This window comes from Mycobacterium sp. (assembly GCF_040398885.1).
Taxonomy (GTDB): Bacteria; Actinomycetota; Actinomycetes; order Mycobacteriales; family Mycobacteriaceae; genus Mycobacterium.
Genome location: NZ_JBBATF010000188.1, coordinates 1 through 4828, shown reverse-complemented (window position 1 = coordinate 4828; position 4828 = coordinate 1). Strand labels below are relative to the sequence as shown.

The following is a 4828-nucleotide window of genomic DNA, read 5'->3' as shown; positions in this document are numbered from 1 at the left end:
GGACGCCGGGGTGGCTGTTGTGGACCTACGGCTGCCCGGGCGGGGAGAGCGTGGACCAGGTCAGCATGCGGGCCGATCAGGCGGTGGCCTTCGCGCTGGACCACATGAGCGAGCGGGACGTGGTGTTCGTCAGCCACGGCCACTTCTCCCGTTCGGTGATCACCCGCTGGGTGGAGCAGCCACTGCGGGAGGGCGCCCGATACGGGTTCGGCACCGCGGCGGTGTCGGTGTGCGGATTCGAGTACGGGCTGCGTCAGCTGTCGGCCCTCGGTTTGACCAGCCCGGGTCTGACGGACCGGTGATCTCCTTCGCCCTGACCGGGCCCGGCGAAACCGTTGTAGCCGAGGGCATCAGGACCGGCTACGCCGAGGTCGGCGCCGCCGCCTCGGCCCTGCGCGACGGCTCGGCCGACATCGTGGTGGGCGCGTTGCCCTTCGACGTCCGCCGGCCCGCGGCGCTGTACGCACCGCAGCGGCTTCGCGACACGCTGCCGCCCGCGCCGGGCTGCCCGCCGCCGCCGGTTCGGATCGCCGAGAGGCTGCCCGATCCCGCGATGCACCGGGCCCGCGTCGAGGCCGCGCTGGCGCTGCTGCGGGATCCGGAGAACCCTCTGCAGAAAGTCGTTTTGGCGCGCGCACTGCACCTGGTGGCCGACGGCGTGATCGACCCTCTCACGCTGCTGCACCGACTCGCCGGCGCCGACCGGGAGGCCAGCGCCTACCTGGCCGACCTGTCCCCCGCCGGCCGGCCCGGCGCGGTGCTGGTGGGCGCCAGCCCCGAGTTGCTGGTGGCCCGCCGCGGCGATCAGGTGACCTGTCAGCCCTTCGCCGGGTCGGCGCCGCGGTCGCCGGACCCCGACACCGACGGCGCCAACGGCGCCGCCCTGGCGGCCTCGGCCAAGAACCGCCACGAGCACCGACTCGTCGTCGACGCGATGCGTGCCGCGCTGGCGCCGCTGTGCAGCGGCCTGCGGGTTGCCCCCGAACCCCAACTGAGCCGCACCGCCGCGCTGTGGCATCTGAGCACCCCGATCCACGGGCGGTTGCGGCAAAGTTCCACCACCGCAATAGATCTCGCGCTGGCGCTGCACCCCACCCCGGCCGTCGGAGGCGTGCCGACCGCCGCGGCGGTGGACCTGATCGCCGACCTGGAGGGCGACCGCGGCTTCTACGCCGGAGCCGTCGGGTGGTGCGACGCCGGCGGGGACGGCCGCTGGGTGGTGGCCATCCGCGGCGCGCAACTGTCCGCGGGGGGGCGCAGCGCGCTGGCTCAGGCCGGCGGCGGCATCGTCGCCGAGTCCGATCCCGACGAGGAGGTCGCCGAGACCACCGTGAAGTTCCGGACGGTCCTGTCGGCGTTGGGGGTACCGCTGTGACTTCGGAAAGAACGTCGAGCACCCGGATCCGGCCGGCCCGACCCGGCGACGAGCCCGAGATCGTCGCGATGATCCACCAGCTCGCCGAGTTCGAGCGGGCCCCCGAGAAGTGCACGGTGAGCGAAAGTCAGATCACCGCAGCACTTTTCGGGGACAACGCCCACCCAGCCGTGGCGTCCTGCCATCTCGCCGAGGTCGACGGCGCGGCCGCGGGGATGGCGCTGTGGTACCGCAACTTCTCCACCTGGGACGGGGTTGCCGGCATCCACCTGGAGGACCTGTTCGTGCGGGACGCGTTTCGCCGCCGAGGCCTGGCGAAGGCACTGCTGGCCACCCTGGCCCGGGTCTGCGTGCAGAACGACTACAGCAGGCTCAGTTGGGCGGTGCTGGACTGGAACGCCGATGCGATCGCCCTGTACGACTCGGTCGGCGGGCGGCCGATGACCGAATGGATCGGCTACCGGGTGTCCGGGCCGGAACTGGTCGCGCTGGCCGGGTCCTGAGTGTTGTCCTGAGTGTTCGACCACCACCGCAAGGTGGCGGGACTGAACAGCAGGACCAGGATCAGCACCGAGACCGCGGCGACGGGAACCGCGTAGACCCACCGGTGCGAGCCGACACCGGCGTACCAGGTCGCCGGCAGGATCAGCATCTGGGTGAACACGGCGATGCCGCGGCCCCACCGCCGGCCCCTCCACAGCGCCCAGGCGGCGCCCAGCACCGCGGCCGCGACCAGGCCGAACCACAACGCGTTCCCGAAGCCGTCGACGATGCGCCGGTCGGCACCACCCAGACCACGGACCACGAACACCACCGCGCCCAGCATCAACGCGGCACCCTGCAGTGCCACCAGTGCCGCCGCCCGCCGCACGGCCTGCGGGATCACGCCCCGACCCGGTTCGTGATCTGCGCCATTACCGCGGTGGCGATCCGGTCGGAGTCGCCGAAACGGGTGGCGCTGACGGCGATCAGGACCGGCCCGGCGGCGCGGTAGATCGTGGCGCACTGGGCCTGGCACAGCGCGAACGTCTTCTGATCCAGCACCTGGGTGGTGACCGCCATATCGGGCACCCCCGCCTCCGAGCAGCCACGCAACGCGGTCCCGACACGGGTCAGGGCGGCCCGGGCGGCGCCGGCATCCGGGTACACCGCGACGGCCTGGGTGACCGACCGGCTGGCCGCCCCGGTGTAGGTCACCGAGCGGAACTGGTCGTAACCGCCGGCGAAGGCGGCGTCCTGGTCGAATACCGGGTGGCACTGGCTCGGGTACAGCTCGTCGTACTGGTGCTGGCCGACGGGCCGGTCGAGTTGCTCGCCGGTGTTCAGATCGGCGTTTCCGGCGATGGCGCGGACGTCCTCGACACTGAGCACCAGTGCCGGTGCGGGCGGGGTGGCGGCAGCCGACGGCGCCGTGACGAGGGTGCAGCAGATCAGTGCCGCTGCCGCTGCCGTGGGATGCATGACATCAGATTAGGCTCAACGCTCGTGCGTGCCGTGTTGATCGTCAATCCGAACGCAACTTCAACCACGCCGGCGGGCCGGGATCTGCTGGCGCATGCGCTGGAGAGCCGGGTGGACCTGGTCGTCGCGCACACCGGCCGAGCCGGTCACGCCGTCGAGATCGCCCGGGCCGCCCGCCGGGACGGCGTCGACGTGATCATCGCGCACGGCGGGGACGGCACCGTCAACGAGGTGGTCAACGGCTTGCTGGGTCAACCGGGGCGGGAGCTTCCCGCGGCCGGCTCGTTGCCCGCGGTCGCAGTGGTGCCGGGCGGCGCGGGCAATGTCTTCGCCCGCGCCCTGGGCATCAGCCCCGACCCGATCGAGGCGACGAATCAGCTGGTGGACCTGCTCGACGAACGCCGCCGGGGCGGGGGGTGGCGGCGGATCGGGCTGATGGACTGCGGCGAGCGCTGGGCGGTGTTCACCGCCGGAATGGGTGTCGACGGCGACGTGGTGGCCGCCGTGGAGGCCCAGCGCGCCAAGGGACGCAAGGTCACCGCCGCCCGCTACATCCGCATCGCGACCCGGGAGATGCTGCTCAACGCCGGCGCCGAGCCGCTGCTGACGGTGCAACTCCCCGACCGGGAGCCGGTCGCCGGTGTGCACTTCGCCTTCGTCTCCAACGCCAGCCCGTGGACCTACGCCAACACCCGGCCGATCTACACCAATCCGGACACCACCTTCGAGGGCGGACTGGGGATTTTCGCCGTCACCTCGATGAACGTGATCGCCAACCTGCAGGTGGTGCGCCGGATGTGGTCCAAGAAAGCCGAGATCAAGGGCAAGAACCTGATCCGGGAGGACGACCTGGCCTGGGTGCGGGTCACCGCGGCCGAGCCGATCGCCGCCCAGGTGGACGGCGACTTCGTGGGCATGCTGACCGAGATGACGTTCAGGTCGGTGCCGGACGTGCTCGACGTCGTGGCACCGGGCCCCGCGGCGGCACCGACCCCCCGGTGAAAGGCGCCCACCAGGGCGGCGTACGATCCACCGGACCGGTCTTAAACCATTCCCCGGAGTGAGATAGACCACGGATGAGCCGACTTCTCTTGACTTCCCCCGCGGCTGTGAAACCATCTTGGTAACAGCGAAACATCATTTGTGTGTGCGCAGGTTAAAGCCTCGGCTTAGGGGCGAACCCCGATTTCGTGTGCATACGTACAGGTTAGGAGTAGGAACTCATGGATTGGCGACACAAGGCGGTCTGTCGGGACGAAGATCCGGAACTGTTCTTCCCGGTGGGAAACAGCGGTCCGGCTCTGGCCCAGATCGCCGACGCGAAGCTGGTCTGCAACCGGTGCCCGGTGACCACCGAGTGCCTGGGCTGGGCGCTGGATTCCGGGCAGGACGCCGGCGTCTGGGGCGGCATGAGCGAGGACGAGCGTCGCGCTCTCAAGCGCCGCAACGCCCGCACCAGGGCCCGCACCGGCGTCTGAGCGGATTCTTCAAACGAGGGGCCCCGGCGATCCGCCGGGGCCCCTAGTTTTTGGCCTGCCTGGTCCGGATCGGCACCCGCAGCAGCACCTCGGTCCCGCCGCCGGGGGCCTGTCGCATCTCCAGCGTGCCGTCGAGTTCCGCCGACACCAGGGTGCGCACGATCTGCAGTCCCAGCCGGTCGGAGCCTTCCAGGCCGAAATCGGCCGGTAAGCCCCGGCCGTCGTCGTGCACGACGATGTCCAGCGACCGCGCCGACCGGTCCGCGGAGATCAGCACCCGGCCGCCCCTGTTCGCTTCCGGGTGGGAGAAGCCGTGTTGGATGGCGTTCTGCACCAGTTCGGTGACCACCATGACCAACGCGGTCGCCCGGTCGGCGTCGAGCACCCCCAGGGAGCCGTCCCGGGTGATCCGGATCGGGGTGTCGACCCGGGCCACGTCGTTCATGACCGGCAGGATCCGGTCGATGACCTCGTCGAGGTTGACCTCCTCGTCGACCGACATCGACAGCGCCTC

The 4828-nt window shown here is 71.0% G+C and carries 7 protein-coding genes and 1 pseudogene; 5 read left to right on the top strand and 3 right to left on the bottom strand.

All coding sequences use genetic code 11. The features are described from left to right. From ADBZ5U_RS14270 to ADBZ5U_RS14260, 3 genes are all read left to right on the top strand, one after another. A partial coding sequence (locus tag ADBZ5U_RS14270) for a histidine phosphatase family protein (protein WP_526811268.1) occupies positions 1 to 302 on the top strand: 302 nt, incomplete at its 5' end. Further along, positions 299 to 1375 carry an isochorismate synthase gene (locus tag ADBZ5U_RS14265; protein WP_526811266.1) on the top strand — a complete coding sequence of 359 codons (1077 nt, stop codon included), beginning with the start codon at positions 299 to 301 and terminating at the stop codon, positions 1373 to 1375. The genes ADBZ5U_RS14270 and ADBZ5U_RS14265, both read left to right, overlap by 4 nt. Before the next feature lie 68 nt (positions 1376 to 1443). Continuing rightward, the gene (locus ADBZ5U_RS14260; RefSeq protein ID WP_526811270.1) at positions 1444 to 1878 is read left to right on the top strand and encodes a GNAT family N-acetyltransferase; all 435 of its coding nucleotides are present in this window, start codon (positions 1444 to 1446) and stop codon (positions 1876 to 1878) included. Here the strand turns inward: ADBZ5U_RS14260 and ADBZ5U_RS14255 are convergent. Beyond that, positions 1833 to 2261 carry a hypothetical protein gene (locus ADBZ5U_RS14255; protein ID WP_526811264.1) on the bottom strand — a complete coding sequence of 143 codons (429 nt, stop codon included), beginning with the start codon at positions 2259 to 2261 and terminating at the stop codon, positions 1833 to 1835. The genes ADBZ5U_RS14260 and ADBZ5U_RS14255 overlap by 46 nt on opposite strands. Further along, positions 2258 to 2836: a sensor domain-containing protein gene (locus ADBZ5U_RS14250; protein ID WP_526811262.1), complete on the bottom strand. Its 579-nt coding sequence runs from the start codon at positions 2834 to 2836 to the stop codon at positions 2258 to 2260. Before ADBZ5U_RS14250 ends, ADBZ5U_RS14255 begins: the two co-directional genes overlap by 4 nt. Before the next feature lie 24 nt (positions 2837 to 2860). On the opposite strand from ADBZ5U_RS14250, the gene ADBZ5U_RS14245 reads away from it, so the two are divergent. After that, positions 2861 to 3838, top strand: a complete 978-nt coding sequence (locus ADBZ5U_RS14245) for a diacylglycerol/lipid kinase family protein (protein ID WP_526811260.1) — start codon at positions 2861 to 2863, stop codon at positions 3836 to 3838. 221 nt (positions 3839 to 4059) lie between these two features. Further along, positions 4060 to 4314, top strand: a complete 255-nt coding sequence (whiB1, locus tag ADBZ5U_RS14240) for a transcriptional regulator WhiB1 (RefSeq protein ID WP_526811258.1) — start codon at positions 4060 to 4062, stop codon at positions 4312 to 4314. Between the two features lie 43 nt (positions 4315 to 4357). On the opposite strand, the pseudogene pdtaS reads toward whiB1, so the two are convergent. Then, positions 4358 to 4828, bottom strand: a pseudogene (pdtaS, locus tag ADBZ5U_RS14235) (two-component system sensor histidine kinase PdtaS); the annotation flags it as partial.